Below are 1,714 nucleotides of genomic sequence, written 5' to 3' on the forward strand. Positions count from 1 at the left end.
TGGTTTAGCACTTAACTTTGCAAGTAGTCACCAAGCTGAAAATCCGCGAGGATTTTCAGAAGTAGGCGAGAACAAGCAATTACTTATAACCATTGTTAGGCAACGTTTTTATTTTCGTATTTTTGGATTTCGTCCAATTCCGATTGTTTTTCATCACGTTCCTCTTCGATGTCAAAATCGTCTTGAAGTCCAAGCCAAAATTTGGCCGAGTTTCCAAAATATTTGCTCAATCGAAGAGCCGTATCAGCAGTTATTCTGCGTCGTCCTTTAATAATTTCAGAAATTCTTGTTTGCGGTATTTTCAAGTCCTTTGAAAGTCGGTAAGCCGAAATTTCAAGTGGCTCAAGAAATTCAAAGTTCAAGACTTCACCAGGGTGTACATTTGCCAACTTTTCCATTTTATTCTGTTTTAATGATAATCGATTATTTCCACTTCGCTTGCGTTTCCGCTGTTCCATTTGAAAATTATTCGCCATTGTTTGTTAATCCGAATACTATAAAAATCCTTTAAATTTCCAGATAGTTTTTCAAGTCGGTTTGAAGGCGGAATTCTCAAGTCTATAATATCCTGCGAGTTGTTCAGCATTCTTAATTTACGACGTCCAACGTTCTGGATTTCAATCGGCATTTTTTTAACTCGGATACCGTTCCAAATCATTTCGGTTTCTTTCGAGCCAAATGAAATAATCATACCTTTGTTTTACGTTACTAACGTCAAAGATAAGTAAATAGTTTGTTTTGTGCAAATGTTGCCTAACGGTTCGTGTATGCTTTTCGTTGCGTTTGTTTAGCACTAAAGTTAGTAAAAAATAACTGTCGGTGGTTCTATTGCGAGTGATTTTCCGAGTAGGAAAATCCGAAGCAATGAAGCATACACATTGTTAGGCAACGTTATTTATAATATTCGATTTCCGCTTCAATAATTGTCTCAGGTTTACCGTTTTCAGTTATAAGTAATCTAGTCCAGTTCCTTTCATTATCAAAGTCCAAATATTCATATTCCGATTTGGAAAATATACTATCTTTTGAGTCCAATAAAGAGACTAAGCTTATATTTCCGTTTTTATATTCCGTTAATGTTTTGATATAAATGCCGCCATCTGAACTCTTCCAAAGTTCTTCAATTACACGTCCTTTTTTATCATAAGAATATTCCAAAATTTTATATGATTTTCCGCCTGCATATTCTATTTTTTTTATTTCATTTTTATCTTTAAAGAATTTGTGCGTCCAATTTCTATCTAAATTTTTTCCGCTCATGAATTCCTTCTCTTCAATTAATTCGCCCTTTGAATTGTGTAAATTTTCAAATTTTGATTCAGCTAATAAATTTCCAGAATTGTCATAATAATCTTTAGTTACCAGATTTAGTTGGTCATCATATTTATAAATAAACTTATTTGTAAGTTTATCTGATATGTATTGCCTCTGTTCGGTAATCATTCCTGTTTTATTAAATTCCAGTTGTGTATCTACCGAAGCCGAATTTCCAGAATTATCGACCTTTCCTTTTTCAAGTTTTCCGTTTTTTTCCACAGCATCGAACTGAAAAATTTTTACAGATTTTACACTCCCATTAAGATTAATTTTATCTAAATCAGTTTTTCTTATAGTCTGATTTGAACAACCAACAAGAGTTATGGAGATTAAAGTTAAAAGGAGATTTCTCATTTATTCGCAATGTTGCCTAACGGCTCTGTATAAGCTTTGTTGG

The 1,714-nt window shown here is 33.2% G+C and carries 3 protein-coding genes; all 3 read right to left on the minus strand.

Going from position 1 to position 1,714, the window contains the following annotated elements:
* Positions 1 to 95: 95 nt before the first annotated feature.
* The 3 genes from AC1EUY_RS16015 to AC1EUY_RS16025 all read right to left on the minus strand — a co-directional run bounded on the left by AC1EUY_RS16015 (position 96) and on the right by AC1EUY_RS16025 (position 1,671).
* Entirely contained in the window at positions 96 to 398 is a 303-nt protein-coding gene (locus AC1EUY_RS16015; RefSeq protein ID WP_480196558.1) for a HigA family addiction module antitoxin, read from the minus strand.
* Positions 399 to 409: 11 nt separating this feature from the next.
* Positions 410 to 691: a type II toxin-antitoxin system RelE/ParE family toxin gene (locus AC1EUY_RS16020; RefSeq protein WP_480196559.1), complete on the minus strand. Its 282-nt coding sequence runs from the start codon at positions 689 to 691 to the stop codon at positions 410 to 412.
* A 200-nt stretch (positions 692 to 891) separates the two neighbouring features.
* Positions 892 to 1,671, minus strand: coding sequence for a hypothetical protein (locus AC1EUY_RS16025; RefSeq protein WP_480196560.1), 780 nt, complete (start codon positions 1,669 to 1,671; stop codon positions 892 to 894).
* Positions 1,672 to 1,714 lie beyond the last annotated feature (43 nt).

It is taken from the genome of Maritimimonas sp. 2210JD6-3 (assembly GCF_056591795.1).

Coding starts and splice junctions, on each gene's coding strand:
- AC1EUY_RS16015 (WP_480196558.1), bottom strand. CDS start 398: ATGGAAAAGTTGGCAAATGTACACCCTGGTGAAGTCTTGAACTTTGAA.
- AC1EUY_RS16020 (WP_480196559.1), bottom strand. CDS start 691: ATGATTATTTCATTTGGCTCGAAAGAAACCGAAATGATTTGGAACGGT.
- AC1EUY_RS16025 (WP_480196560.1), bottom strand. CDS start 1,671: ATGAGAAATCTCCTTTTAACTTTAATCTCCATAACTCTTGTTGGTTGT.